Origin of the sequence: Bartonella sp. HY038 (assembly GCF_014117425.1) — a bacterium.
Lineage (GTDB): Bacteria > Pseudomonadota > Alphaproteobacteria > Rhizobiales > Rhizobiaceae > HY038.
In genome coordinates, this window is record NZ_CP059725.1 from 476,737 (window position 1) to 502,482 (window position 25,746).

Genomic DNA, 25,746 nt, shown 5'->3' on the forward strand with positions numbered 1-25,746 from the left:
AAGAATGCTTGTAAATATTTTTTATTAGGTTTAGTGCAAGAATTGCCTATTATTCAAGAAGTGCTATTATTTCTTTAGAAAAAATGTTCTTTCGCTAAATTATGAAACCCTGTTTTGCAAAGCTATTTGCTTTGGCGCTGATTCTTTAGCTAAAGGATGATATTTCATATAAAAGTATTATTTAAAAAGTATATATTTTATATCTTGATCGTTATGTCTATTTGAATTTCCAGTTATTCTAAGTTTAATTGGTTTAAAATGCTTCATTTTGAAGCAATTATCTATTTAATTTCTTTGTTTAGACATAATATTCTATTTAGTTAAAAAGTAATTGATATTTTAATAATATTTTTTTAAAAGCAATCAATTAAATATTAAGGAATATTTTATGCGTGTCTCCCCACAAATATTGCACTCGGTTTCTAAGATAGCGCTTGTAACGGTTTTTGTTCAAGCTGCGATATTGGGGAACGCTTGGTCTGATGTCATTGAGTATGATGGTACAAATTTAGCAGTGCTTCAACCCGATCCACTTTTAAACTTGGATCCGCATGTAAGCCTTTATTCAACGCATGCTTCTTCTAATAATACTATTACAGTTATTGGAACTGGAGCATTATGGAAAACAACCGGCGATGCTATCAATGCACCTTATGCTATCTATGGTGGAATAGATATTGGTGCCACAAGTAGTAATTCTACGCCAGCACAAAATGGTGCAGATATTTCATCCAATGCTGTTTTAATGCAAAATGTAGCTTTTGACTGGTCAAGTGAAACTGTGTCGAGCGATGATGCTTGGCTTTATAAACAAGCTTTATTTGTCAGTGGCGGCGGCTTGGTATTTGGTGGGCTAAGTATTGGTGGTGTAGGCGATGCGACAGGACTTTCAGATGAAGTAAGCGGTGGCAATGGTGGGATTGTCAGTTATAATAGTGTTTCGTTAAGTAATGTTTCTATCGCAGGTGGTAATGCGGGTACAACCAACGCAAGTTCCAGTTATACCGGATCACCTGTTGCAGGTTTTGGTGGTGCATCTATCTTTGGTGGAGTAAGCATCGGTGGTTTTGGAGGTCTACCAAAAGGCCATACGGTTTCAGCAGGGGGCGCGGGTGGTGATGTTCAGTTTAATTCAGTATCACTTAACGGTGTTGTATTAAATGGTGGTGCAGGTGGTACTCTTGCTGGTGTAGTAGAGCAGGCGGCTGCAGGTGTCGGCGGTATGGGGGGCGGTTCCGTTTTTGGTGGGCTAAGTATTGGCGGTGCTTCTGGAACCAATACTACTACATTAGATGATATAAAAATAAATCAAGGAAGAGGCGGTACAGTCAGCCAAAATAGCGTCGTAATTAAAAATGCATCGCTTAAAGGTGGCGGTGGGGGTAATGGTGATTACGCTGTTGCAACTGCTGGCGGTGCAGCTGGTCTTGGTGGAGGATCGGTTTTCGGGGGTGTGAGTATCGGTGGGGTAGGTATTAGCTATGCGTCTTCAGCTGTAGAAAGTGGTAGAGGCGGAGACGTTATAGCCAACCGAGTTTACTTGGAAAACGTTACCATTGAAGGGGCAACAGGTGGTAATGGCGGGGTGGGATCCAATTTATGGTTTGGTAGTGGCGGCGGTGGAACCGGTGGTTTGGGTGGTGGTTCTGTTGTCGGTGGTATGAGCATTGGTGCTGCTGGCAGTATGGGAACTTACGACTTTTCGGGAACTGATATACATTATTTAAACTATACAACAGGCGGTTCTGGTGGTTTAGTTGATGGTAATGAGGTTGTATTATCTAATGTCGTTTTACGCGGCGCATCTGGTGGGGATGGTGGTAAAGGTGGTGATAGTTACATTATCAGGCCACCAAGTTTTGGTACATCTGGCGGAGGAGCCGGCGGATTTGGTGGCGGCTCTGTCTTTGGTGGTATTAGCATTGGTGGATCTGGTGGCAATAATGCACAAGGTGGATCTGGCGGAAATGTTATTAATAACAAAATTACCTTAAAAGATGTAACACTTATTGGAGCGGCAGGCGGTAGCGGAGGGACTGGTGGACAAAACAAAATGGCAACAGCTTTTAGTGGTGAAGCTGGTAAGGGAGCCATAGGTCTTGATGGTGGGTCTGTTTTTGGTGGCGTTAGTATTGGCGGCGCAAGTGGTGGTAGTGCCGAAAGTGTTACTGGAGGTCAAGGCGGTAATACCTCGCAAAATCGTATTTCCATTGCTGGTAAAACGAGTATTTCAGGTGATGTTTACGGTGGATTAACCATTGGTGGGGCAGGCGGTGCTGGTATTGACAGTCCTGCAATTGCTGGTAATGGCGGTAATGCGATTAATAATATTATTTCTTTGTCAGGTCATGATATTAGTATTTTAGGCGCCTTGTTTGGCGGCTATAGTATAAATGGTGATGGATCTATTAATGGTGGTTTTCAGCAAGTTATGTCTGGAAATACACTCAATCTTAATGAATATCGCGGTAGTGTACGTGGCATTTATAATTTTGAAAATTATAATTGGCTATTGCCAAGCTCTGTCGTCAATAATGATGTACTTATCCATATTACCGGCAATGATGCTGTCAATTTGGACCATACCAACCATAGCGTTGCAATGGTTAATGATGGCAATCGTTTAAACGCAGGTGATGAAATCACCATGATTGATAAGGCTGTTGGCATTCCAGCAGCAACGCCAACTCAAGTAACTCAAGGCCAATTCATTATCTATGACGTTAGTGTTAAAGTGACTGACGACAATAGATTTGTGCTAAAAGTCAATGGTAAAACCGATGGGGGAGACGGAGGTAATGGCGGTGGCGATACCGATGAAACATCAATTAAACCTGAAAAACCTGCAGGATATATTAATCCGCGCAGTAAAGCATTTTCAGAAGGGCGCATTGCCAGCCTTGCCTTCCTTAATCAAGCCAATGATTTGATTGCAACTGCTGGCATTGACAATATTCGTATCATGGTTCGCGCCAATGAAGATGAAATATATCGTCCTCATTTTATTCCATTCATGATCGCTAATGGCTCAACCCAGCGCTATAAAACCGGTAGTCATGTTGATATTGATGGTTTTAATATGGCGGTTGGCCTTGCTACTGGTTTTGAAACCAAGGCAAATCATAAAGTAACCCTTGGTTCATTTTTTGAATATGGTCACGGTACTTATGATACCTATAATAATTTTGCCACTTATGGTTCAGTTCATGCTGATGGTGATGTAAATTATAAGGGCGGTGGTATTTTTGGCCGTATGGAATTTAATGGTACTGGTCTTGGCCGAGTTGCAAGTCTTGGCGCAGATCAGGCCGACGGCCTTTATGTTGAAGCCTCAATAAGAGGCGGCAAAACCCGCAATAAGTTTGATGGTAGCAATGATTTAATTGATGGCGAAGGTTATCGCGGTATCTATGATAGCAAGGTTTCCTATTATGGTGGCCATGCAGCTGTTGCCTATGTTTTAAACTTTGATGAAAAGCAAGCACTAGATGTTTATGGTCGCTATTTGTGGATGCATATGGATGGCGATACAGTCAATATTGGCAAGGATCGGTTGCATTTTGATAAAAGCAACAGCTCGCGCATGCAACTTGGTGGGCGCTATAGCTATGCTTATAGCCAGCAATTCAAGCCCTATCTTGGCGCGGCATATGAATATGAGTTTGATGGTGTAATTAGCGCCAATGCCTATGGCTTAAGTCTGGCAGAGCCGTCATTAAAAGGCTCAACTGGTATTTTTGAAGCCGGTTTCTTGTTCCATCCAATTGCTGATAATGATGCACTTAGCATTAATGTCAATGGTCAAGGCTTTGTTGGCCAGCGTCAAGGTGGTGGCGGTGGCGCAAAAATAAAATATCAATTTTAAGGACCTAAAATTTTCGCGTGAAAATTTTTCACAATGGGTGAAATAGCAAATTTTGCCCATTGCCACAAATATATCAGTTTCATGCAAAATGCTTTGCAATATCATCACACAATTTGCAGGAATTTAGTTTTGTTCTCTTTTAATTGCCCTTCTCCATATCCACATAGAAGATTGGTAAATTGGAGAAGATAAAATGCAATGTCCTATTGATGGTGAAACTCTGGTCATGAGTGAGCGCAGTGGTATCGAAATTGATTACTGCCCAAAATGTCGTGGTATTTGGCTTGATCGTGGCGAATTGGATAAAATTTTAGAGCGTGGCTCGCAGGAAATGAACCAGCGGGATGTGAGTGATCGGCGGGCGGATACGTCTTATGAGCCGCCAAGAGCCGCAAGTTCGCATCATGATTCCTATCGCGATGAGCGTGCGCGTGATGATAGACATGGGGACAGGCGTTATAGTGAAAAGGATCGCTATAATGAAAAAGATCGTTATGACGACCGCTATCATGATGGTAAGAAAAACCGTAAAAAATCATTCTTAAGTGAGATATTTGAGTTTGGTGATTAAATTTAAAAGCTATAGGCTGAAACTAATAAAAAGCCCCGTTTTCTAAAAGAAAACGGGGCTTTCATTTTTATACAATACTTATTTACACTATATTTGTATTCGCTTCATATTAATTGCGGTTACCAAGGAAACGCAAAAGGAACAAGAATAGGTTGACAAAGTCGAGATAGAGGTGCAACGCGCCAATGACAATTTTTCTACCACGTGTTTCGTCATGGTCGCCTGCATAATATAATTCTTTGATCTTTTGGGTATCATAAGCGGTAAAGCCTGCAAAAATTAACACACCTGCAACAGAAATAATGAAGTCCATAGCTGATGATTCAACAAACAAGCTAACAAGCAATGCGATAACCAAACCGATAAGACCAATAACTAAAAATGTTCTCATCGGGCTAAGGTCGCGTTTGGTTGTATAACCGTAAAGTGATAAACCACCAAAAGATGCCGCTGTTATAAAGAATGTGCGTGAAATACTGGCAACATCATAAACTAAGAATATCGGTGCCAAAGACGCACCCAATAGTGCTGCATAGGCAATAAATAGAGTTCTTGCTGTTGATGTCGACAAACTATCAATCCGGAATTGCAAAAACATAGCAACGCCAAATGGTACAAGAATTAGGATAAAATTAAATCGATACAAGAACATTAAAAATTCAACATTGGTTGCTGCAAAATAAGCAACAGCCATTGCAATAATGCCTGTAATTGCAAGTCCAACCATCATCAGGTTATAGATGCCAAGCATATAGCTGCGCAAACCTAGATCAATGGATGCATCGCCGCGCGCAATTGTTGTTGTGCGCATATTATTAAAATCTGCCATAATATAATCCTTTGCGTGCGTTCCGTCCGGTGTCGGTCGTTTAAGCAATTTAGAATGCTAATGCTAAAAAATGCCAATTTTATGATGGATTGATATTTATATTTCGTCCGTCATTTTAACACTTATACATCTTGTCTTAAAATTTGAGAGATAGCAAAAATTCACTAAATTTTAAAATAAGAGCAAAGCGCTGATTAAACTCCCAGGCTCCGCTGGCGGAACTCCAGCATGCCTTGCTATTATTATGGCGATTTATAGTTTTAGAAACAAGCCTTTAATTTAACTTTTTTTGCTTTTTCACAAAGTATCAAGTGTAAAACTTCATTGATTGGCTGCACTATTTTGATGTTTATTTTTCTTTGCTACTATTATTTTGTTGATTTTTTAAAGCTAACCATAAACTTGGCTTATTTTTGCTTACAACTAAAATCATATGCATTAAAATCATCATATGCATTAAAACCTATGTGAGTGGAGTTGTTCGTGGCAGATTTATTGGTGGCTTTAAAAAATGTTGATTTAACCTTGGGTGAGGGTGCTTCAAAAGTCCATGTGTTAAAAAATATTTCACTTACAATTAATAAGGGTGAGGTTATCGGCATTGTCGGGCCATCGGGGTCAGGAAAGTCTACTTTATTAATGGTGCTTGCCGGGCTTGAAAAAGTTGATGGCGGTGAAGTGTTAATTAGTGATTGTGATATTTCAAAGTTAAATGAAGATGAAGCGGCATTGTTTCGTGGCCGCAATATTGGTATTGTTTTCCAATCCTTCCATCTTATTCCCAATATGACGGCGCTTGAAAATACCGCTGTTCCCTTAGAGCTTGCAGGTGATAAAAATGCTTTTGATCGCGCGCGCCAGGAATTAGAAGCGGTTGGCCTTGGCCACCGCTTAAACCATTATCCGGCAACCCTATCAGGCGGCGAACAACAGCGCGTTGCTATTGCAAGAGCTTTAGCGCCAAGACCAAAAATTATTATTGCTGATGAGCCAACCGGCAACCTTGATAGCGCGACAGGGCAAGATATTGCCGATCTTTTATTTAAGCGCGCGCAAGACAACGGCACCACCATGGTGCTTGTTACCCATGATAATCAATTAGCGGCGCGCTGCGCCCGCCAAATCCATGTGCGCAATGGCGAACTTGAAGCAGGGCAATGAGCATGAAGCCAAATGATAGCGTTACGGTTGCTTCAAAAGCCGTTGATAATTTATCAAAATTTGCCAGTTTAAAACTGGCTTTACGTTTTGCTTTGCGTGAAATGCGCGGTGGCCTGCGTGGTTTTTATATTTTTCTTAGCTGCATTGCCCTTGGTGTTGCGGCAATCGGCGGTGTTGGTGGTATTACTGATATGATACGCCAAGAATTTGCCACCCAAGGTAAAATATTGCTTGGTGGTGATTTGCGCGTTTCGATGACGCAAAAGGAAGCAACCCCACAAGAATTAAGCTATCTTGAAAGCATGGGCAATGTGTCTTCTAGCCTTTGGATGCGCACCATGGCACGGCGCAGCAGTGACCAAACCCAGTTACTGGCTGAAGCACGTGCAGTTGACAACAAATATCCGCTTTATGGCAGTGTCAAAGTTAAGCTTAATGATGGCAAATTTTCCAATAATCTTTATGATCAAGTCAAAAATATTAATGGCACTTATGGTGTTGTTGTTGCGCCGCTTTTAGCCCAGCGCCTTGATTTGAATATTGGCGATAAGCTTACCCTTGGCAACACAAATTTTGAAATCAGAGGCTTGGTGGAAAATGAGCCTGATTTGTTATCGGAAGGCTTTCAATTAGGACTTCGGGTGTTTTTGTCAGAAGAGGCAATGAAGCAAACCGGTCTTTTACAACCGGGCAGCCTTTTTACCTATACCTATAAAATAGCGGTTCCTGCCGCCAAATTAGCTGAAGTTGCCAAATTTGATGAAGCGGCTAAAAAGCAATTTCCTGATAATTTATGGATTATCCGCAATAGCGACAATGCAACGCCGGCATTAACCAGTAATATTGAACGCTTTTCGCAATTTTTAACCCTCGTTGGCTTAATGGCCTTGGTGGTTGGCGGTGTTGGTGTCGCCAATGCGGTGCGTGCCTATCTTGAAACCAAATTCGGTGTGATTGCCACGCTAAAATCGCTTGGTGCTTCGGGTAATTTTGTTATTTGGCTTTATTTAATCCAAATCGTGTTGTTGAGCTTTATCGGTATTGCTATTGGTCTTGTTTTTGCGCTGATTATACCGCCGATTGTTGGACAAATATTAAATTCTTATTTTCCTTTGGCTGGTGGTTGGTCAATTTCCTACCTTAGCCTATTAAATGGTGCAGTTTTTGCCTTGCTAACCACGCTTGGTTTTGCGTTAATACCTTTGGCACGCGCGCGTGAAATTCCGGTCACTACCCTTTTTCGCGCTATGGGCTTTTCTGGCAAGGTTAAAATTGCGCGGCTTTATCTTGTTATTGTCGCATTGATTTTTGGCTCTATTGCTTTCATGGCGGTTTTTACCGCTTATGATCGGCGTATGGCGGCTATTTTCATTATTGCCGTTATTGGTGTTTTCATTGTTTTGCGGCTATTGGCGATTATTATCCAATATCTTGCCAAAAAGGTTTCCCATGTCCGCGCGCCTGCTTTGCGCCTTGCTATTGGCAATATTTATCGCCCAGGTTCCTTAACCAGTGCCATTGTGCTTGCGCTTGGGCTTGGGCTAACTTTGCTTGTTGCTATTGCGACGATTGACGGTAATTTGCGCCGGCAACTTGGCGATACCGTGCCGATCAATGCGCCAGCATTTTTCTTCCTTGATATTCCAAGCGATGGAGAGCCGGCATTTCGTGCCTTGATCGCTCAAAATGATCCCAAGGGTGAATTGCGGCTTATGCCCACTTTGCGGGCGCGTATCACCGCGCTTAATAATGTCGAGGCAAAGGATGCCAATGTCGCTGAAAATGGCCGTTGGGTGCTGCGCGGTGATCGTAATATTACCTATTCAGATAATGTACCACAATCGACCATACTAAAAGAAGGCACATGGTGGCCGCAAAATTATGATGGCCCACCGCAAGTATCCATGTCAAATGATGAAGCAAAAGCACTTGGCTTAAAGCTTGGTGACATGATAACCGTTAACGCCTTAGGCAGACAAATATCGGCTAAAATTACTAGCCTGCGAGAAGTGCATTGGGATTCGATGAATATGAATTTCGTCATGATTTTTTCGCCCAATAGTTTTCGTGGTGCGCCGCATATTTGGATGGGAACGCTTAAAAAAGGCGATGGCACGCTTGAAGATGTGGCATTAATGCGCGCTATTGGTAAGGATTTTCCCTCGGTGACAATTTTATCAGTGCAAGATATTATCACCAATGCACGAGAGCTTATTGATCAAATTGGTCTTGGTGTGCGCGCCTCTGCCTCTATTGCTTTGCTTGCCGCCATTCTAGTGTTGGCAGGCGCGCTATCCGCCGGTAACCGTAGCCGAACCCATGATGCGGTGGTGCTAAAAACGCTTGGCGCAACCCGCAAAGTGCTTATTCGCGCCTTTTTATATGAATATATAATTTTAGGCGTTGTTAGCGCAGTTTTTGCCTTCATCGCAGGCAGTGCGGCAGGGCTTGCTATGGCACGTTTTCGTATGGATCTTGATGCAGTACTACTGCCGCAAACAGGGCTTATGGTTTTGGTTGCTGCCTTGGTGCTAAGTGTTGGTTTTGGTCTTATTGGCACATGGCGTATTTTAGGGCAAAAACCATCGCGTTGGCTGCGTGAATTGTGATAATTAGACTAAATAGAGGGGCGAATGAAAAATTGTCTTTGGTATCCAATCGATGCTTTTCATTCGCTTCATGAATATGCACGCTTTTGTAATTGGTTGCAGCTTCAAATTGCTGAAGGCATGGTTGAAGAAATAACCGTAAAGGATAATTCAACCCGTTTGCCTTTGTATCAGCAACGAACCATAATGATAAATCTGATAATCAGAATTCAAATGGTAATAATAACAACGACCGAAACGATGGTGCAAGAATAATAGGTTCAAATAAAAGGAGAATTCCTTGTTACACAGGACCCAAAAAGGGGAAGGCCGCTGAATTTAAAAAGCAACTAGACGAGCAAATGGCGGCTATTAATAACATGACGGTTGATGAGATGGCTGCTGCTTTTTCGAGGATCGACGCTGCTGGAGGAACAGATAAAATAAGAAATTCCATAGCGCAAGCTAACCATCGTAAAGCTTTTGAAAACTATTTAAAACGTCAAAAATAATCTGCTTCTGACATTGCTAAAAAGATGAAAAATCTTGATGCAACTCATGTTTTAGATATGGTGGTTGGTGGCGATCCAAATGCATTTAGTCATGATAAACATGGTAATCCTGTTTTAGATGACTCTAACGCTAATAGGTCGATTGGTAGCCAATGGGTGTCCACAAAAGATAAAAATGGTATGAGTAGAGTTGATTATTTGCGTGATGAAGTCAAAAAAATACAAAAAAATGGATTGCACAACGAAAAAATGAACATTGAATTAGGAAGGTGTAAATACGATTATGACTAATTTTCATGAAAACATTCAATATTATTTGGATACAAATGGACAACCTGATGACATTGAAAAACTTTCACCCGAAATTATAACGCGCATGTATGAAATATTTCCACCCTCATTTGCCGGTTTTTTAAATGAATTTGGATTTTGTTCATTTTTTGACCGTGGTTTACAATTATGTAACCCAGATGACATGCGCTCTATTTTAGCCTTAATTTTTGAAGCTGATAAAGACTTCCATCATAAAGACGTCCATGTTTATGCTTATTCGGCATTTGGAGACTTATATTGTTGGTCTAGTACTTTATATAATTTCAAAATTAATCTGGTTGACTGTATGGTTTTTTCAGATTTTTTGATCTATAAACAAGAGGTTAAAGCGACGCCAGACCATATCGCATCCCAAATGTTACCAAAGAAACGATCTATCGAGTTTTATGATTTTAATGATGAGCCCTTGTTTGCGCGTTGTCTAGAACACTATGGTAAGCTAGATATGGGGCAATGCTATGGTTATTTCCCTGCTTTGGCTTTATTAGGAGGTAGTGATACCCCAATGAATAGAATTGAAAACATAAAAAAAGTTCAAGCTTTTGAACATTTTGCTATTCTTGCTCAATTAGATACTTTCTATCTAACAACAACATCTAGCGATGGTAATAGTTTTGTTAAAGTTAGGCCTATTGGATAATTAATTAAGGTATTGTTGACAAAAATTTTTATTAATAAATAGCGGGTACCAATGCACTGTGACGATCCTTGTCACATAAAACTTGGCGATATTTAATTTCGGATCAGTTCACTGGTAGAGGATAGAATTTACACATCAATAATTGGAGAAAAATGGCAGCTTATTGCGCCAGATTTTCCTTTTAAAGGAACTTGGCTGCCTCATTTTTGATAGGTTATATTGAATGGAGTTTACAGTATGCTTTATCACGCCTTCACATTTTGGGGAGAAATTCGCAAAAATGTTCAATTCAACACCGTTGATGAATATATTAAAGACATATATTCTCATTTAAATTTAAACATTACTCATATCGGATATCACTCTGAGAAGTATGATAGTAAAGGTTATAGAACTTACCAAAGAGTGATTAAAAAGCTTCGTTGTTTTGATGAAGAAATAGATAACCTTGCATATGTAACATTTGATTATACGGGTAAAGAATCTGAAATATTATCAAATTTTGACATTCAGATAGGGATAAGAGAAGAAAATTTTAAACTATATGATCATGTTGGTCCTAATCCTAAAAGAGATATCTGTCATTTTGTGCTTAAAAATCAATATATTTCGAACAATTTTAAAGAAGCAATATTGCCAATTTTTAAACAATTAGCCAATATCGTTCTTGATAAAAATGAGTATCAGTACTTTGTTACTGAAAAACATTTTGCAATTGATAGTTATCAAGAAGGAAAGAAAGTTGAGGATATTCCAGATATTGCTTCGATTAGAGTATTAGAGCGTAAAATTTATAAATAAAGTTTTTTGGCTAGATCTTTTGGCGGAACACCATTGGCTAAAAGATGGTTGGCAGATCTAAATTTGCTGTTGGTCATTTTACGTGGGCGGCCACCAATGAGATCCATTTGTCTTGCTGTTGTTAATCTAGCCCGCGTGCGCTCAATAATCAATTCTCGTTCCATTTGTGCTAAACTTGCCATCACATGAAAAAAGAGCCTATCAGACACTATTTGTATCAATCTAATCCGTACTTTTTAATAATACCTGAACCTATGGCCAAAAAAACATTGTTAAGTACACTATTTTCATAATGCAAAAATTCTTTATATGGCCAACTTTGTTCACTTAATCCTGAAGCATCAAAGAACATTTGCTTATATATTTCATATAACCGCTTGTCCCGAATAATATTTGATAAAATTAAACTAGAAATACATGAATCTTGATAATCTCCTTGACGATAAGTTATATAGCTCTTTTTAATGGACCTTATATTATTACCTAAAAATTCAAATTTAAGTGAATTTGTATGTTCCCACAAAATACTATTATCATTAATAAAGTCCATAAAAGCATATGCCGTGCCAACGGTAATACATGAGTCAAATTGGCATTTATGGCAAATATTTAATAAAAGACTAGGCCAATCACATACATCAGCATCGATAATCAATTCTTTTTCGAAATTTTTATGTTCTTGTTTTATACTCTGATAATGCCCAATTGCTGATAGATAAGAAAGCCTTTCTTTAAAAGAAGTTCCATGATCAAATTTTTTAATAATACCGTTTTTTATAATTTCCCTCAAAAAATATAATTCTTTATAAGCTATAGGATAGCAAATCATTCCATAGAATATGTTTTTTGTTTTTTTAGCAATAATAAAATTAATATCTTTAATTATGGTATTATCATAATAAATTCTTATTATTAAATAGTCGCAGTCGATATCAATACCTTCAACAATCAATTTATGATAAATAGCATTTCCTATTTGATGCAGCATATTGCCTGAGAGGCCATAAACGTTTTGGTCCGTTATGTAGGCAACTTCTCTATCGTCTTTCATGACATTAATGTGGTAATAAATCATAAAACTTCCTAACGTATTATATTTTAGGGTCTTGCCTAGCTAAGTGACAATTATTCATTGTAAGGCACTGATAAAACATGTTAAATTAAATGATAAAATGAAAAATGCAGGTAGTCAAATCACAGCATGCTGTCAAACTGGCTCAGTAGTTTTAGGTTCAGGTAAAATTAAAACTATACCTAATTTGCACCAATAGGATTAATGATTATGCTATTTCATTCATATATATTTTGGGGCGCTATCCGCAAAGATAGTCAATTCGATATAATTAATCGCCAAGCAAATGAAATATTTGCTGATATGGGAATGGATATTACTCATATTGGTTATGATTCTAATATTTATGATAGTAAAGGTTATAGAAAATATAATAGGGTAAACAAAAAATTGCTTAGTTTAAATGAATATCTAGATAATATCTATTATATTAATATAACTAATAATGCAAAAGATGCTTACTATTTGTATGAGTATGACGTACAACTTGATTTTCTCAATAAAATTTTCGCTGGCGACAAGCAAAGACCAATTGATAGTTGCCAACTTGTAATTAAAGAAAAATATTTAGATGATAATTTTAAAAATAATATTATCGAAAAATTTAAACACCTAGCTAAGTCTATTTTAGATGTAAATGAATTTCAACATTATACATGTAGAAGCCAAAATAAAGCTGGAGATTATATTTTTTACAAGGGTACAAAAAGGGATTTTAGATCAATTAATATTTTGGAGCGTGAAATTTATAAATGAACGATTGGTTTAATTCAAGTCAACCTTGATGCCATGCTCCAATAACAGCTCTTCAATATCTCTATAGCTTAAACAATAACGCAGATACTTGGCTGCCACCTGAATAATAATTATCGCATCAAAGTGCCGTATTATTTAAATTGGCTTTAAAATCATTCCTTGCCCAATTACCCGTTATATTTGAAATAATTTATTCTTTAATTTTTTGAGCCACTATGCTGCGCTAAAACAGAAAAGCCCAAGGATTAGATTTGTCGCAAGTTTTCTTATTTTTTTACGTTAAGGCAGTTGACTAATAATATTTGCGAAAAGATCTAAATAAAAAATAAAAGGTTAAGAAATATTATGATTACTTACTCCATTAATGTCATGAAAGATGGTGAAGAGATTGCTTACATAACTAATCAAAGTGTTTATGGCCTTTCAGGCAATATGTTGCATAGTTTTGGAAATCTTATCTACCATAAGGTGATTATAGATGGGGTTGATATGGACTGCGACTATTTAATGATAAGAATTTATTATGATAAAACCATAATTAAAGATATTGATTTTATTGTTGCTAAAAAAACAAAAAACATATTTTATGGAATGATTGTAAATCCTATAAATTACAAAGAATTATTTTTCCTAAAAAAAATAATAAAAAACGGTATCGTTGAAAGTTTTCATTCTAGCATTTCTTATAAAGAAAGGCTTTCTTATATATCGGCAATTGGCCATTTTAGACTTATTAGACCAGAATGTAAAAATTTTGAAAAAGAATTGATTATTGATGCCGATGTATGTGATTGGCCTAGTTTTTTATTAAATATTTGCCATAAATGCAATTTTGACTCATGTATTACCGTTGGCTCAGCATATGCTTTTATGGACTTTATTAACGGTAATAGCATTTTGTGGGAATATACAAATTTGCTTAAATTTGAATTTTTAGGTAATAATTTGCGGTCCATTAAAAAGAGCTATATAGATTATTATCAAGAAAATCATCAGGAATCATGTATATATAGTTTAATATTTTCAAGTATTATTAGTAATGATAGATTAAATGAAGTATATAAATCTATATATGGTGGTGATTATGAATTAGATGAATATGATTTTCCTAATAAAAATTATTTAAAATTTGAAATTAAGACTCTTAATGATGTCTTTTTGGCCATAGGTTCAGGTATAATTAAAACTATACCTAATTTGCACCAATAGGATTAATGATTATGCTATTTCATTCATATATATTTTGGGGCGCTATCCGCAAAGATAGTCAATTCGATATAATTAATCGCCAAGCAAATGAAATATTTGCTGATATGGGATTGGATATTACTCATATTGGTTATCAGTCTAATATTTATGATAGTAAAGGTTATAGAAAATATAATAGGGTAAACAAAAAATTGATTAGTTTAAATGAATATCTAGATAAAATATCTGTTTTTTGTATTGCTAGTACTGGAAATGAATCTGACTATTTGTATGAATATGACGTGCAATTTGAATTTCTCAATAAAATCTACGCTGGTAGACAAGGAGAAAATGATAGCTGCCAACTTATAATTAAAGAAAAATATTTAGATGATAATTTTAAAAATAACATTATCGAAAAATTTAAACGCCTAGCTAATTATATTTTTGATGTAAACGAATTTCAACATTTTACATGTAGAAAGCGAAATAGGGCGAGCGAATATATTTTTTTCAAAGATGAAAAAAGGGATTTTAGATCAATTAATATTTTGGAGCGTGAAATTTATAAATGAACGATTGGTTTAATTCAAGTCAACCTTGATGCCATGCTCCAATAACAGCTCTTCAATATCTCTATAGCTTAAACAATAACGCAGATACTTGGCTGCCACCTGAATAATAATTATCGCATCAAAGTGCCGTATTATTTAAATTGGCTTTAAAATCATTCCTTGCCCAATCAACCGTTATATTTGAAATAATTTATTCTTTAATTTTTTGAGCCACTATGAATCGCTAAAACAGGAAAGCCCAAGAGGATTAGATTTATCTCAAGTTTTCTTATTTTTAACGTTAATACAGATTACGAATAATATTTGCGAAAAGGTTGGAGAAACAAAATGAATCTAGAAGCAATAAATCCAATTGTTTACGGTGCTTATTTGCAAAGAAAAGCCGCAGGACCTCGATTTTATGAGCCTAGTACACGAGAACAATTACAGGAAATTGAACATATGGTTGACTCTCGTCTGCCTGACGACTTTGTGGAGTTTATGCTAGAATATTCAACGGTTGCTCCAACCCCAAAGAATAATTGTGGATGGTTTAAAGTTGATTATTTAGATGGTGCCAAACTTCAAGTCAATTTGTCTTTAGTTCAATGGGCTAAGCTTATTATAAGGGCTACAGAATGGTATCAAAACCCATCACCTTACAATGATGAAATTGGCCCACGCCTCCCTAAAACTTTACTTCCTCTTTCTAGAGATGATAATGCATCATTACTCATCGATTTACGCCCAAAAACTTTTGGTAATATTTTATATCATCCTGATTTATCCGTTTGGACTTTTGGCACATCAATGAACGATTGGGATACAATTGGCTATGTAGCACCAAATTTTACTGATATGTTAAAAGAGTTAAATAGTGAAGAAGTCATAAAAGAACGTTATAATTTATAAAGTGTTCGTAATGGAAACAGGTTTTATTTAATATAGAAAATTACATTAATCCAGTAATTGCGTTAGAGTATTTTTATTGGCCCGAACCTTTACAAAACCTTGCACGTTTCAAACCTCTAGGGGCTTGAACCTAGTCTTTCAATTTGTCAATTTCCTGCCGCAAAATGGCTTTATCAGTATAAGGGCGGCCTATAATATAATGGCGCACAAAATCATCAGGCAGCAATTTAAATAGCCGTTCAGCCTCCAATATTTTAGCCTGTTTGATTGCAATAGCTAGCTGAATAAAATATGAATCTATTTGAAAATAAGGTTCTTTTTCAATTTCAATAAAGGCTAATTTGGCTTCATCAAGTAATCCAGTATTCATATAATCTGTACCAAGACCATATAAGATTCCATATCTCTCCTTTAGTTGATTATCTTTTAGCAATGTCAGCGCTATTTTTTCATGGTCGATTGCATTTTGATACATCTTCAACATGCTGAAAGCATCCGAAATGCTAACGTGTGGCTGATAATCTGAAGGGTCTTCTCCAATAGCTTTTTGACAATATTCTATCAGGAAGCCGTATTCCCGTTTCATAAAAGCCTGATCCGCAATATCTTTTTCAAATGCCATGACATTTCCTCCTTAAAAATTATACACCAACTGGGTTACAGCTTTGCAGCAAAGTTTAATTTATATGCATTTATGCCCTAAACCCTCAGTTTTTAGGTATTGTTAACTTATCTAACTGCAAATATATCGCGGTGCAATGAGTTGCGCTTTTTCCAAATCTATAACAAGGAATTAAAAATGATTATTTACGAAGAAATTTTTTTCCAAATAATAGAACCATTTCTTGGCTTATGGGATAACGACGAAATGGGAGATCAGGTGTTGGAAATTGAAAATAAGAAGGGTTATGATGGATTAAAGGAATTTATACAAAATAATATTGAAAATCATTTAATCTACCGGATTGGCAATGATTATTTAAAATCAAACAATGTAAAAAATACTATTTTTTACTATATAAATTGTTATCCAATAGAAAAATTAGACGCTAAATTAGCATCTTGGTTGATAAGTTTTACAGAAATTAGCGTCTTTACAACTGCTTTAGATAATATTTTAAAAAAAATGATTAATTTGACAGGAAATGTAACGATTAAATGTGAAAGCATAATTGAAAATAGTAAATCATTAAATGAAATTGAAATTTTTAATTATAGTGATGCTTGGGTTGACTATTTAAAAAAATAGTATTTCTGTTTGAGGTCATGACAACCAACCTTTTTGCAAGTAACTAAAATTTTAAGAAATTGATCTTACAGAATCTGATATTAGATGTAGGGTAACTATATTGGCAAATCAGCCAGAGCGTAATGGCAGCCATTGGCTTAATGCTTGTTTGATAATATTTATGGGGTTTTGCATGTTCTTGCCTAAAAATCATAATATTTTAGCAAGCAAGCTGTGAAAAGCTGCAAATCTATGCCCAACTTGCTAAGAAGGGCTTTGCCTTTATTGTTAACACCTGCTAAATCGCTTCTATGACGACAAAACTTGACCATATTCGAAATTTTTCCATCGTGGCGCATATCGACCACGGCAAATCAACATTGGCCGACCGCCTCATTCAATTGACTGGCGGTCTGGATACGCGCGAGATGAAGGATCAGGTGCTTGATTCTATGGATATCGAGCGCGAGCGTGGCATTACCATTAAGGCGCAAACCGTGCGTTTGCATTATAAGGCCAAAAATGGTGAAGACTATGTTTTCAATCTCATTGATACGCCCGGTCACGTTGACTTCGCCTATGAGGTATCGCGCTCATTATCGGCTTGTGAAGGCTCGCTTTTAGTCGTTGATGCTTCACAAGGCGTGGAAGCGCAAACCCTTGCTAATGTTTATCAGGCCATTGATAATAACCATGAATTGGTCGTTGTTTTAAATAAGATTGATTTGCCCGCAGCTGAACCAGAGCGCGTTAAAGAGCAGATCGAAGAAGTGATTGGCATTGATGCCAGTGATGCGGTGGAAATTTCTGCTAAAACTGGTCTTGGCATTGCCGATGTTTTGGAAGCAATTGCAACAAGATTACCGCCCCCACGGGAAGGCGATGCAAGCAAGCCGCTAAAAGCCATGTTGGTGGATAGCTGGTATGATGCCTATCTTGGCGTTATTGTGCTTGTGCGGGTTATTGATGGTGTTTTGAAAAAAGGTCAAACTATCCGCATGATGGATACTGGCGCAAAATATCCGGTTGAGCGTGTGGGCGTGTTTACCCCAAAAATGTTGGCAATGGATGAATTGGGGCCGGGTGAAATTGGTTTTATCACTGCGTCCATCAAAGAAGTTGCTGATACGCGCGTTGGTGATACCATTACTGAAGATCGCCGCCCCTGTGAAGATGCACTACCGGGCTTTAAACCTGCGCAACCCGTTGTTTTCTGTGGTCTATTCCCGGTTGATGCGGCAGATTTTGAAGATTTGCGCGGCGCAATGGGTAAATTACGCCTTAATGATGCAAGCTTCTCCTTTGAAATGGAAACATCCGCCGCACTTGGTTTTGGTTTCCGTTGTGGTTTCTTGGGGCTTCTTCATCTTGAAATTATCCAAGAGCGTTTGGAGCGTGAGTTTAATCTTGATCTTATTGCCACCGCGCCATCGGTTGTTTACCGCATGAATATGCTAGACGGTAGCCAGAAGGAATTGCACAATCCTGCTGATATGCCGGATATTATCAAGATTACCTCGATTGAAGAGCCTTGGATTAAAGCAACTATTTTAACGCCAGATGAATATTTGGGCGCTATTTTAAAGCTTTGCCAAGATCGCCGCGGTATTCAGGTTGACCTATCCTATGTTGGCACTCGTGCTATGGTCACTTATGATTTGCCACTAAATGAAGTGGTTTTTGATTTTTACGACCGCTTGAAGTCTATTTCCAAGGGCTATGCTTCATTTGATTATCAAATTACTGATTATCGTGAGGGCGACCTTGTTAAAATGTCGATTTTGGTCAATGCTGAGCCAGTGGACGCGCTGTCAATGTTGGTGCACCGCACCGCCGCTGAAAAGCGTGGCCGCGTCATGTGTGAAAAGCTAAAAGACCTTATTCCGCAACATATGTTCCAAATCCCAATTCAAGCGGCAATTGGCGGCAAGATTATTGCTCGTGAAACAATTCGCGCTTTGCGTAAAGATGTGACCGCTAAATGTTATGGTGGTGACGTCAGCCGTAAGCGTAAATTGCTTGATAAGCAAAAAGAGGGAAAAAAACGCATGCGCCAATTTGGTAAGGTGGAAATTCCTCAGGAAGCCTTTATCCAAGCGCTTAAAATGGGCGATAATTAGGCTTTTAGTCTCTGCTAAATTCATTAAAACGCTAAATGGCAAAGTTGCTATTTAGCGTTTTTTTATTGCGTAATTATGTTTTAAACCCGCTATAGTTTTTTAAATTGAATAGCCGTACTTTTATCAATATTATAATAAGGAATGAGGCTGCAGGCTTTAGAGCGTTTTCCGAAAAGTGTGAAGCGGTTTTTGGACAAAAAACGCTATGTAAAAAAAGGATTAGAGCGCCGGTTTGATCTAATCAGATCGAAATGCGTTCTAATTAAAGAATGCTCAATATTTTAGGGGCAGGACCTATTGATTTGAACGAAATGGTATGAGGAAATTTTTGTGAGAACAAGGAGAAGAACCGCAGGAAATATAAATATTTTCAAGGGGCTTCGACAAAGTTATCGCGAAAATTTATCATATCCTGAAAGGACACAAAAACAGCTGTAATCTACCGCGTCGTAAAGCTCACTTCAGTATACCACCCACTTTTCGCTTTCCTCCTTGTATATTTTTGCTGTTTATTGTGCTTGTTTCTTTAAATTAATAGGTCCTGCCCCTAGATTAAATGTGTTTGAGATGGTTTGCTAAATATAAAGATAAAATCATATAAATTTTATTAAGATCTTTTTAAGTGGTTCCTATGCTCAATTATGCTTTAGTTTTAATAATATGTATTCTTCTAATATTTTTTTATTTGACCTTTAAAGGATTAAAAGTCGGTACTCTAATCCTATTGTATAATGCTTACAAAGGCGATGCTCTATCGCAATTTCGGTTAGGCGAGGCATATGCCGTGGGCAGGGATGAAAACGGAAATTACCTAGCAGCATTTAAGTGGTTTCAACTTTCAGCAGATCAGAATTATACCGATGCGCAGTATAGTATGGGGCTTATGTATTTAAGCGGTTTTGGGGTAAGATTAGATAAAAAAGAAGCTTTTAGATGGTTTGCGCTTGCGGCTAAAAAAGGACATGATGATGCACAATGCCATTTAGGAATGGCTTATCTTAAAGGTGTAGTCGTTAAGAAAGACGTACATGAATCAATTAAATGGTTTACACTTTCCGCTTGTCAGGGAAATAGGATAGCGCAAGTTATACTCGGTAGAATATACTATATGGGTAATGAAATAGACCAAAATTATAGTGAAGCTTTGGAATGGTTTCAAAAAGCGGCTCAATTAGGGGAGGCCGAGGCCCAATTTTTGTTAGGAACAATGTATGAGCGCGGCGAGGGAATAGAAAAAAATGAGAATGAAGCGCAAAAATGGCTGTTTTTATCAGCACGCCAAGGTAATGAACTTGCAAATAAATCACTTGACAAATATTGCATCAAATAGAGAAATTTTGATAATTTTAAATTAACGGCAGTTTATGACTTATGGCTGCATGAGGCATTGCCAATATAGTTTTTGCTATCAGTAATATTTGTTGTAAAATTACCTGTGGCAATTATGCGGCAATATTTTTTGTATGGATAAAATAAAAATGGCAAGCTTTTTGTAGCCGCCATTTAATTTATTTGCATCACATGTTTTTCCTAATAAAATGTTAGAGCAATCTCTTTGTTATAGAAAGCTTTTTGCAATTTTCTGTTCTCCATTACAAAAATATGCTCCAAAATGTGGTGTGATTAATCTTATCAAGCAGGCTATTGCTTAGCAGCTTGTAAAAATTTCTTCCTCATGCTGCTTTAATAAGGCTGCGCGAAGTTTTTCCAAGGCGCGGCTTTCAATTTGGCGCACCCGTTCTTTAGATATGCCAAGATGCTCGCCTAAATATTCAAGGGTTGCAGCTTGTTCTTTTAAGCGGCGCATTTTAATAATAAGCAATTCACGCTCATTAAGGCTACTCATCGCCTCATTTAGCCATTTGCTGCGTCGATCATTATCAATTTCATCCGCTACAACCATATCTTGCAAGGGCGCTAAATCAACCAATTGGTCCATTTTGGTTGCCGTACTATCCTCATCATTGCCGATTGTTGCATTTAACGAATTATCTGATGCAGAAAGCCGAATATCCATAGTTGCAACATCACCAACTGATACGCCAAAATGGGTTGATAGTTTTTTATAAACTTCATCAGTGGTTAAATGCGCTTCTTCAACGCTAAGCTGGTTGCGCAAACGGCGCAAGTTAAAAAACAAGGCTTTTTGTGCTGAGCTCGTTCCACCACGCACAATCGACCAATTTTTAAGAATATAGTCTTGAATAGAAGCGCGGATCCACCAACTTGCATAGGTAGAAAAACGCACCTCACGTTCTGGATCAAAACGTGTTGCCGCTTCCAAAAGGCCAATATAACCTTCTTGTACAAGGTCTGCCATCGGTAAATTAAAACGTTTAAATTTGTTGGCAGTCGCAATAACAAGACGCATATGGGCAGAACCAATATCATGTAAGGCTTGCGTATCCTGAGTGGCCTTCCATTTTTCGGCCAAAGCCTGTTCGTGGCTCCTTTCAAGATAAGGCGCATTGACAGCCCATTGGACAATGTCTCTACTTATGGTTGCGTAACCCTTTCCAGGACGAAATCTTGCTGTTGGTTTATCCCTAGTAACAATTTGTTGCATTTTAACCCCTTATAAACTTATCAAACATTAGGGAATTCTGCTGTTTAACCAGCGTTGATAGTACCGATACATATATAACGCTGATTTAATCATTTGGTTGCATACTACTTTAAAGTGTATTTATTACAACTATAAGTTTAACTCAAATTCTATTAGTCGGCAAATATTAAATTGAAATTTTAAAAAATTTCTTGCTATGGTTGCATTGGATTTTACTTAAATACTTGACTTTTTTAGTATTTTTATAAAATGCATTCCCAATTTAATTTTGGGTTTATCAAGAATTATTCCAGTGTTTGGTGGGGATAAAGGCAGAAAAAATTCAAATTGAGTGGCCGTTATGTGATTCTTTTTGAAGAATAGCCGATTTTTTTTCTTGCATTTTAAGGTTAAAAGGCAAAATTCAAGAATTTTTTGACAATAGTCAAGTATTAAACATTAGGAATAATCAATATATATTTGAAGTAGGCAAGGGGGCAAAGAAAAAATTGAAAATAAATAAGGTTGCCAGCAGATGGTATGCGCGTCAAATCGCGTCTTTTAGGGGATTGTTTATATTTTTGCCAATGGCTATTTTATCGAATAGTAAATCTTTGGCTTTTGCAAAAAAATTAAGACTAGGGCCCTAACCTTGGGCAGGGTTTCATTGGGCAGAATAAATAAAGGCTGTCTTTAAACCAAAGCAGCCTTTTATCTTTTGTCACTTTTTAGATGCAACGGGAACATTCGCGCAAAAATTGCCTATTCGCTCCAAATATTATGAAAATGGTGCACTGGGCCATGGCCTTTACCAACAGCAAGCTTTGATGACATAATAAGCGCTTGGGTTAGATAGTCTTTAGCGCTAAATACCGCATCTTTAAGGGAGTGGGTTGGTAATAAGGCGGTAATTGCTGCTGATATGGTGCAGCCGGTACCGTGATCGTTTTTGGTTTCAACGCGGTTTTTTTCCAGCCAAATTGTTTCATTATTGATGCAAAGTAAGTCGCTTGCTTTAACGCCTTTTAACGCACCGCCTTTAAGTAGCACTGCGCCGGCACCTAGCTCCATCAAGGCAGGGGCAACCTCTTGCATTTTTTCAACGCTCCAATCTGGCTTTATCGATAAAAGAACACCGCCTTCAAGCAAGTTAGGGGTTATAATGGCGGCTTTTGGCACCATGACGTCACGGATAAAATCAACTGCATCACTGTTCATTAACAAATCGCCGCTTTTAGACACCATAACCGGATCTAAAACAATATTTTTAGCCTTGTGATAATTGAGGCGATCCATAATAGCTTCGCCAATTTTTATATTGGCAATCATCCCAATTTTTACCGCGTCAACATGAATATCTTCAAAAACCGCATCAATTTGGTCGGCAACAAATTGCGGCTCTAGCGCAACAAATGATTTAACCCCGCGCGTATTTTGAGCAACGACTGCGGTGACGGCTGCCATGCCATAGCTGCCAAGAGCTGAAAATGTTTTCAAATCTGCATGAAGGCCTGCGCCACCGCTTGGGTCAGTGCCTGCAATACTTAAGACATTTGCGATCATTTTTTCTAACCAATAGATATTATCAAAAAATATAATTTTAGCTTATTAAGCTAAATTAATTAAATCAAGATAAATGCAGTTACCCGAAGTGTTTTAATCATTTCATATAAAAATCGTGACAATTACAAGTAAAATGATAATTTTGATTATAGGCTTGATGATTGATGTAAATTAAAAATCCATGGATTGAAAATGGTTGTTTAAAAATTAAATTTATAATTTTATTGTACAAATTTTTAAAAGAAAATTAAATTTATAAGGTTTGAAAAATGCAACTTGTCTTATTACGTGACACAATGAGTGTGAATTGTTTTTATTCCACCTATCATGAAAGGAATGGCTCTTATCTCGAAAGAGAGAATGAACCAGAAAAATTTTATTACCTTTCAGATTTGTGTGACGTTTCCTTTAATTTTTTTTCCACTGAGTTTGATGCGCTAATAAAAGAATTGGAAATTGTTCTTCATGAAGCTTATCTTGCTGATGATTTGGAAATTGCGCTTCATATAATGGAAATTATAGTTTTAGCTAAATTTTGTATATTTAATGAAAATAAATATGCTTTGGAATTTACGCCTTGGGGTAGCGTAAAAGAGCTGAAAAAAATGCCTAAACATTTGGCTCGCAACTTATCTGGCTTGGTCAAGTTTTTAACCAAGGAAAAAGAGTAAGAATGGGCAAGTTATTTTCAATAAATTAGCCTATTTTTCTAGTAACATGGGCGCCGGCATCCTTGGCAAGGCGCACGCTGTCCCAAAGGCCAATTAATGATAATAGGGCGATAATGACAAAAGCAATATGAAATTGCATGCTAGGCAAGGCGTTTTCTGGTGCAAGCATAATGCCAATGCGCCAAGAAATTGCACCAATGGCAACGCCAAGACCAACGCTTAATTGATTGGCTGTTGAAAAAAGCGTATTTGCATTGGCCATGTCACTGGTTGGGGTATCGGCAAAGGCCACCGTATTTAAGGCGGTAAATTGAATTGATCTGGTGACACCGCCGGCAAATAAAATAAGCGCGGTGATGATAAATGGCGTATGCTGATCGATAAAAATACAAAGAAAAAGCGACAGCGCATTTAAAAGACCATTTACAATCAAAACAGGGCGAAAGCCAAAGCGCTTTAAAATGGGCGTGGTAAGTGGTTTAATAATGAGATTGCCGGCAAAAACAATCATCAGCATCATGCCCGCATAAAAGGAGTCATAGCCAAAGCCAATTTGAAACATAAGTGGCACCAAAAATGGTACGGCGCTAACCCCAATGCGAAATAGTGATCCGCCATAAATGGCAACGGCAAAAGTTTTATTTTTTAAGGTGGCAAGATTTATCATTGGGTTTTTAGTGCGCTTCATATGATAAATTGCCATAAAAAGCATTATGCAACCAAATAAGAAAATGCCACCAATCAATGATAAGTTGGCGTCTTCATATCCGACAAATTCCGTACCATAAAGCAAGCAAAATAAAGCTGTGCCAGAGTAAAAAAAGCCAAGCCAATCAAAACGCGGAATATGGCTGGTTTTGCCGGCAGGAATAAGCCATAAAGCCATGACAAAAGCCATAAAACCAAGGGGAATATTTATATAAAAAATCCAACGCCAATCGACATGCTCGGCAATGAAACCGCCAATAGGCGGCCCTAATACTGGGGCCACCAATGCTGGCCAAGTTAGTATGGCAATGGTTTGAATAAGCTTTTCTTTAGGTGTAAAGCGCAAAACAACAAAGCGTCCAACTGGAACCATCATTGCGCCGCCAATACCTTGTAAGATGCGGAATATAACAAATTGCGGCAAGTTTTGTGCAAAGCCACATAAAAGCGAAGCAAAGGTAAAAAGTGCAATCGCAAAAGCAAAAATGCGTCTTGCACCAAAACGCTCTGCAATCCAGCCGCTTGCCGGAATAAAAATTCCCAAAGTTAGCATATAGGCGCTAACACCAATATTAAGATTAATCGATCTTGTGCCAAAACTAATGGCCATATCAGGTATGGTTGGTGTGATAATGGTTGCATCAAGGTTTTCCATAAAAAATGTTCCCGCCACCAATAAAGCAATGGCGGTAAGGCGAGCAGCACTTGGAGGCTCGTTATTTTGCACAGACATTTGATGCACCTAAATCTAATACGCTTCAAAGACTAGGGTTAAATCTTTAGCGGTTTATTGAATTATTATGAACCCAATAAAAACGTATATTAAAACAATGCAAGGATAAACCTGCCTTTTGCCTGTTTTTCTTTTGCATAAGTGCAAATAGTGCGACACGTTTCAAATTGGCGGCAAATATATCACCGCAATGGTTCTCATATCTTACGCATTGGTATTTCTTTTAAAGGTGAAGTAAAACTGCAAAAAACCTATATACGCCTTCTCTATAGAAGTATGATTTAATACATTGTTTTTACGATGTTTTTTAGACTTATTTTAATTGTCAATAGGAAGATAATTGGCAGAAAATTCAACTTTTAAAACTTGACAATTATAGAATAGTATTTAGCATGA

General features: G+C 37.5%; 22 protein-coding genes and 3 pseudogenes. 16 read left to right on the top strand and 9 right to left on the bottom strand.

The features are described from left to right. Positions 1 to 388: 388 nt before the first annotated feature. A complete protein-coding gene (locus H3299_RS01945) occupies positions 389 to 3,865 on the top strand; it encodes an autotransporter outer membrane beta-barrel domain-containing protein (protein ID WP_182418658.1) in 3,477 nt (1,158 codons plus the stop codon). 193 nt (positions 3,866 to 4,058) lie between these two features. Next, a complete protein-coding gene (locus tag H3299_RS01950; protein WP_182418659.1) occupies positions 4,059 to 4,436 on the top strand; it encodes a zf-TFIIB domain-containing protein in 378 nt (125 codons plus the stop codon). Between the two features lie 109 nt (positions 4,437 to 4,545). On the opposite strand, the gene H3299_RS01955 is transcribed toward H3299_RS01950, so the two are convergent. Then, positions 4,546 to 5,265, bottom strand: a complete 720-nt coding sequence (locus H3299_RS01955; protein WP_182418660.1) for a Bax inhibitor-1/YccA family protein — start codon at positions 5,263 to 5,265, stop codon at positions 4,546 to 4,548. A gap of 483 nt (positions 5,266 to 5,748) precedes the next feature. Between H3299_RS01955 and H3299_RS01960 the strand changes: the two genes are divergently transcribed. The 6 genes and pseudogenes from H3299_RS01960 to H3299_RS01990 all read left to right on the top strand — a co-directional run bounded on the left by H3299_RS01960 (position 5,749) and on the right by H3299_RS01990 (position 11,300). After that, positions 5,749 to 6,426 (top strand): ABC transporter ATP-binding protein, encoded by a 678-nt coding sequence (locus H3299_RS01960; protein WP_182418661.1) that lies wholly within the window; start codon positions 5,749 to 5,751, stop codon positions 6,424 to 6,426. 101 nt (positions 6,427 to 6,527) lie between these two features. Beyond that, positions 6,528 to 9,035: an ABC transporter permease gene (locus H3299_RS01965; protein WP_246708184.1), complete on the top strand. Its 2,508-nt coding sequence runs from the start codon at positions 6,528 to 6,530 to the stop codon at positions 9,033 to 9,035. 24 nt (positions 9,036 to 9,059) lie between these two features. Beyond that, on the top strand, positions 9,060 to 9,290 hold the full coding sequence (locus H3299_RS01970; protein WP_182418663.1) for a hypothetical protein: 231 nt from the start codon (positions 9,060 to 9,062) through the stop codon (positions 9,288 to 9,290). 20 nt (positions 9,291 to 9,310) lie between these two features. Next, positions 9,311 to 9,817, top strand: a pseudogene (locus H3299_RS15610) (polymorphic toxin type 15 domain-containing protein). Then, positions 9,810 to 10,499, top strand: a complete 690-nt coding sequence (locus H3299_RS01985; protein WP_182418666.1) for a GAD-like domain-containing protein — start codon at positions 9,810 to 9,812, stop codon at positions 10,497 to 10,499. The pseudogene H3299_RS15610 and the gene H3299_RS01985 overlap by 8 nt, the downstream one beginning before the upstream one ends. 237 nt (positions 10,500 to 10,736) lie before the next feature. Then, complete coding sequence (locus H3299_RS01990; protein WP_182418667.1) at positions 10,737 to 11,300, top strand: hypothetical protein; 564 nt, start codon at positions 10,737 to 10,739, stop codon at positions 11,298 to 11,300. Here H3299_RS01990 and H3299_RS01995 read toward each other — a convergent pair. Together H3299_RS01995 and H3299_RS02000 are read right to left on the bottom strand one after the other, a co-directional pair. Continuing rightward, positions 11,291 to 11,509 (bottom strand): recombinase family protein, encoded by a 219-nt coding sequence (locus H3299_RS01995; protein WP_371739824.1) that lies wholly within the window; start codon positions 11,507 to 11,509, stop codon positions 11,291 to 11,293. The genes H3299_RS01990 and H3299_RS01995 overlap by 10 nt on opposite strands. Positions 11,510 to 11,517: 8 nt before the next feature. Then, positions 11,518 to 12,375: a hypothetical protein gene (locus H3299_RS02000; RefSeq protein ID WP_182418669.1), complete on the bottom strand. Its 858-nt coding sequence runs from the start codon at positions 12,373 to 12,375 to the stop codon at positions 11,518 to 11,520. 207 nt (positions 12,376 to 12,582) lie between these two features. On the opposite strand from H3299_RS02000, the gene H3299_RS02005 reads away from it, so the two are divergent. Beyond that, positions 12,583 to 13,128 (top strand): hypothetical protein, encoded by a 546-nt coding sequence (locus H3299_RS02005; RefSeq protein ID WP_182418670.1) that lies wholly within the window; start codon positions 12,583 to 12,585, stop codon positions 13,126 to 13,128. Between the two features lie 18 nt (positions 13,129 to 13,146). Here the strand turns inward: H3299_RS02005 and H3299_RS15615 are convergent. Continuing rightward, positions 13,147 to 13,263: pseudogene (locus H3299_RS15615) on the bottom strand (IS6 family transposase); the annotation flags it as partial. Between the two features lie 210 nt (positions 13,264 to 13,473). Between H3299_RS15615 and H3299_RS02010 the strand changes: the two are divergent. Next, positions 13,474 to 14,337, top strand: coding sequence for a hypothetical protein (locus tag H3299_RS02010; protein ID WP_182418671.1), 864 nt, complete (start codon positions 13,474 to 13,476; stop codon positions 14,335 to 14,337). Between the two features lie 11 nt (positions 14,338 to 14,348). Beyond that, positions 14,349 to 14,891: a hypothetical protein gene (locus H3299_RS02015; RefSeq protein ID WP_182418672.1), complete on the top strand. Its 543-nt coding sequence runs from the start codon at positions 14,349 to 14,351 to the stop codon at positions 14,889 to 14,891. An 18-nt stretch (positions 14,892 to 14,909) separates the two neighbouring features. Here the strand turns inward: H3299_RS02015 and H3299_RS15620 are convergent. Further along, positions 14,910 to 15,026: pseudogene (locus tag H3299_RS15620) on the bottom strand (IS6 family transposase); the annotation flags it as partial. Positions 15,027 to 15,218: 192 nt separating this feature from the next. Here H3299_RS15620 and H3299_RS02020 point away from each other — a divergent pair. Then, positions 15,219 to 15,782: an SMI1/KNR4 family protein gene (locus H3299_RS02020; RefSeq protein ID WP_182418673.1), complete on the top strand. Its 564-nt coding sequence runs from the start codon at positions 15,219 to 15,221 to the stop codon at positions 15,780 to 15,782. A gap of 130 nt (positions 15,783 to 15,912) precedes the next feature. Here the strand turns inward: H3299_RS02020 and H3299_RS02025 are convergent, their stop codons facing one another. Then, positions 15,913 to 16,404, bottom strand: a complete 492-nt coding sequence (locus H3299_RS02025; RefSeq protein WP_182418674.1) for a lipopolysaccharide assembly protein LapB — start codon at positions 16,402 to 16,404, stop codon at positions 15,913 to 15,915. Between the two features lie 177 nt (positions 16,405 to 16,581). Between H3299_RS02025 and H3299_RS02030 the strand changes: the two genes are divergently transcribed. The 3 genes from H3299_RS02030 to H3299_RS02040 all read left to right on the top strand — a co-directional run bounded on the left by H3299_RS02030 (position 16,582) and on the right by H3299_RS02040 (position 20,460). Continuing rightward, complete coding sequence (locus H3299_RS02030; protein WP_182418675.1) at positions 16,582 to 17,031, top strand: hypothetical protein; 450 nt, start codon at positions 16,582 to 16,584, stop codon at positions 17,029 to 17,031. A 290-nt stretch (positions 17,032 to 17,321) separates the two neighbouring features. Further along, positions 17,322 to 19,130, top strand: coding sequence for a translation elongation factor 4 (gene lepA / locus H3299_RS02035; RefSeq protein WP_182418676.1), 1,809 nt, complete (start codon positions 17,322 to 17,324; stop codon positions 19,128 to 19,130). A gap of 631 nt (positions 19,131 to 19,761) precedes the next feature. Further along, positions 19,762 to 20,460 carry a tetratricopeptide repeat protein gene (locus tag H3299_RS02040; protein ID WP_182418677.1) on the top strand — a complete coding sequence of 233 codons (699 nt, stop codon included), beginning with the start codon at positions 19,762 to 19,764 and terminating at the stop codon, positions 20,458 to 20,460. Between the two features lie 318 nt (positions 20,461 to 20,778). On the opposite strand, the gene H3299_RS02045 is transcribed toward H3299_RS02040, so the two are convergent. Both H3299_RS02045 and thiD read right to left on the bottom strand, forming a co-directional pair. After that, positions 20,779 to 21,696 (bottom strand): RNA polymerase factor sigma-32, encoded by a 918-nt coding sequence (locus tag H3299_RS02045; RefSeq protein ID WP_182418678.1) that lies wholly within the window; start codon positions 21,694 to 21,696, stop codon positions 20,779 to 20,781. Between the two features lie 741 nt (positions 21,697 to 22,437). Beyond that, entirely contained in the window at positions 22,438 to 23,238 is an 801-nt protein-coding gene (thiD, locus tag H3299_RS02050; RefSeq protein ID WP_182418679.1) for a bifunctional hydroxymethylpyrimidine kinase/phosphomethylpyrimidine kinase, read from the bottom strand. Positions 23,239 to 23,507: 269 nt separating this feature from the next. Between thiD and H3299_RS02055 the strand changes: the two genes are divergently transcribed. Beyond that, positions 23,508 to 23,909 carry a hypothetical protein gene (locus H3299_RS02055; protein WP_182418680.1) on the top strand — a complete coding sequence of 134 codons (402 nt, stop codon included), beginning with the start codon at positions 23,508 to 23,510 and terminating at the stop codon, positions 23,907 to 23,909. Positions 23,910 to 23,934: 25 nt separating this feature from the next. Here the strand turns inward: H3299_RS02055 and H3299_RS02060 are convergent, their stop codons facing one another. Next, on the bottom strand, positions 23,935 to 25,350 hold the full coding sequence (locus tag H3299_RS02060) for a DHA2 family efflux MFS transporter permease subunit (protein WP_182418681.1): 1,416 nt from the start codon (positions 25,348 to 25,350) through the stop codon (positions 23,935 to 23,937). Between the last annotated feature and the right edge of the window lie 396 nt (positions 25,351 to 25,746).

Excerpts from the sequence above, each read along its gene's own strand:
- H3299_RS02025 (WP_182418674.1), bottom strand. The coding sequence starts at position 16,404 with ATGGCATTTGAAAAAGATATTGCGGATCAGGCTTTTATGAAACGGGAA.
- H3299_RS01990 (WP_182418667.1), top strand. The coding sequence starts at position 10,737 with ATGCTTTATCACGCCTTCACATTTTGGGGAGAAATTCGCAAAAATGTT.
- H3299_RS01955 (WP_182418660.1), bottom strand. The coding sequence starts at position 5,265 with ATGGCAGATTTTAATAATATGCGCACAACAACAATTGCGCGCGGCGAT.
- H3299_RS01985 (WP_182418666.1), top strand. The coding sequence starts at position 9,810 with ATGACTAATTTTCATGAAAACATTCAATATTATTTGGATACAAATGGA.
- H3299_RS01945 (WP_182418658.1), top strand. The coding sequence starts at position 389 with ATGCGTGTCTCCCCACAAATATTGCACTCGGTTTCTAAGATAGCGCTT.
- H3299_RS02055 (WP_182418680.1), top strand. The coding sequence starts at position 23,508 with ATGCAACTTGTCTTATTACGTGACACAATGAGTGTGAATTGTTTTTAT.
- H3299_RS02010 (WP_182418671.1), top strand. The coding sequence starts at position 13,474 with ATGATTACTTACTCCATTAATGTCATGAAAGATGGTGAAGAGATTGCT.
- H3299_RS01965 (WP_246708184.1), top strand. The coding sequence starts at position 6,528 with ATGCGCGGTGGCCTGCGTGGTTTTTATATTTTTCTTAGCTGCATTGCC.
- H3299_RS02020 (WP_182418673.1), top strand. The coding sequence starts at position 15,219 with ATGAATCTAGAAGCAATAAATCCAATTGTTTACGGTGCTTATTTGCAA.
- thiD (WP_182418679.1), bottom strand. The coding sequence starts at position 23,238 with ATGATCGCAAATGTCTTAAGTATTGCAGGCACTGACCCAAGCGGTGGC.
- H3299_RS01950 (WP_182418659.1), top strand. The coding sequence starts at position 4,059 with ATGCAATGTCCTATTGATGGTGAAACTCTGGTCATGAGTGAGCGCAGT.
- H3299_RS01970 (WP_182418663.1), top strand. The coding sequence starts at position 9,060 with ATGAAAAATTGTCTTTGGTATCCAATCGATGCTTTTCATTCGCTTCAT.
- H3299_RS02015 (WP_182418672.1), top strand. The coding sequence starts at position 14,349 with ATGCTATTTCATTCATATATATTTTGGGGCGCTATCCGCAAAGATAGT.
- H3299_RS02000 (WP_182418669.1), bottom strand. The coding sequence starts at position 12,375 with ATGATTTATTACCACATTAATGTCATGAAAGACGATAGAGAAGTTGCC.
- H3299_RS02030 (WP_182418675.1), top strand. The coding sequence starts at position 16,582 with ATGATTATTTACGAAGAAATTTTTTTCCAAATAATAGAACCATTTCTT.
- H3299_RS02005 (WP_182418670.1), top strand. The coding sequence starts at position 12,583 with ATGCTATTTCATTCATATATATTTTGGGGCGCTATCCGCAAAGATAGT.
- H3299_RS02060 (WP_182418681.1), bottom strand. The coding sequence starts at position 25,350 with ATGTCTGTGCAAAATAACGAGCCTCCAAGTGCTGCTCGCCTTACCGCC.
- H3299_RS02045 (WP_182418678.1), bottom strand. The coding sequence starts at position 21,696 with ATGCAACAAATTGTTACTAGGGATAAACCAACAGCAAGATTTCGTCCT.
- lepA (WP_182418676.1), top strand. The coding sequence starts at position 17,322 with ATGACGACAAAACTTGACCATATTCGAAATTTTTCCATCGTGGCGCAT.
- H3299_RS02040 (WP_182418677.1), top strand. The coding sequence starts at position 19,762 with ATGCTCAATTATGCTTTAGTTTTAATAATATGTATTCTTCTAATATTT.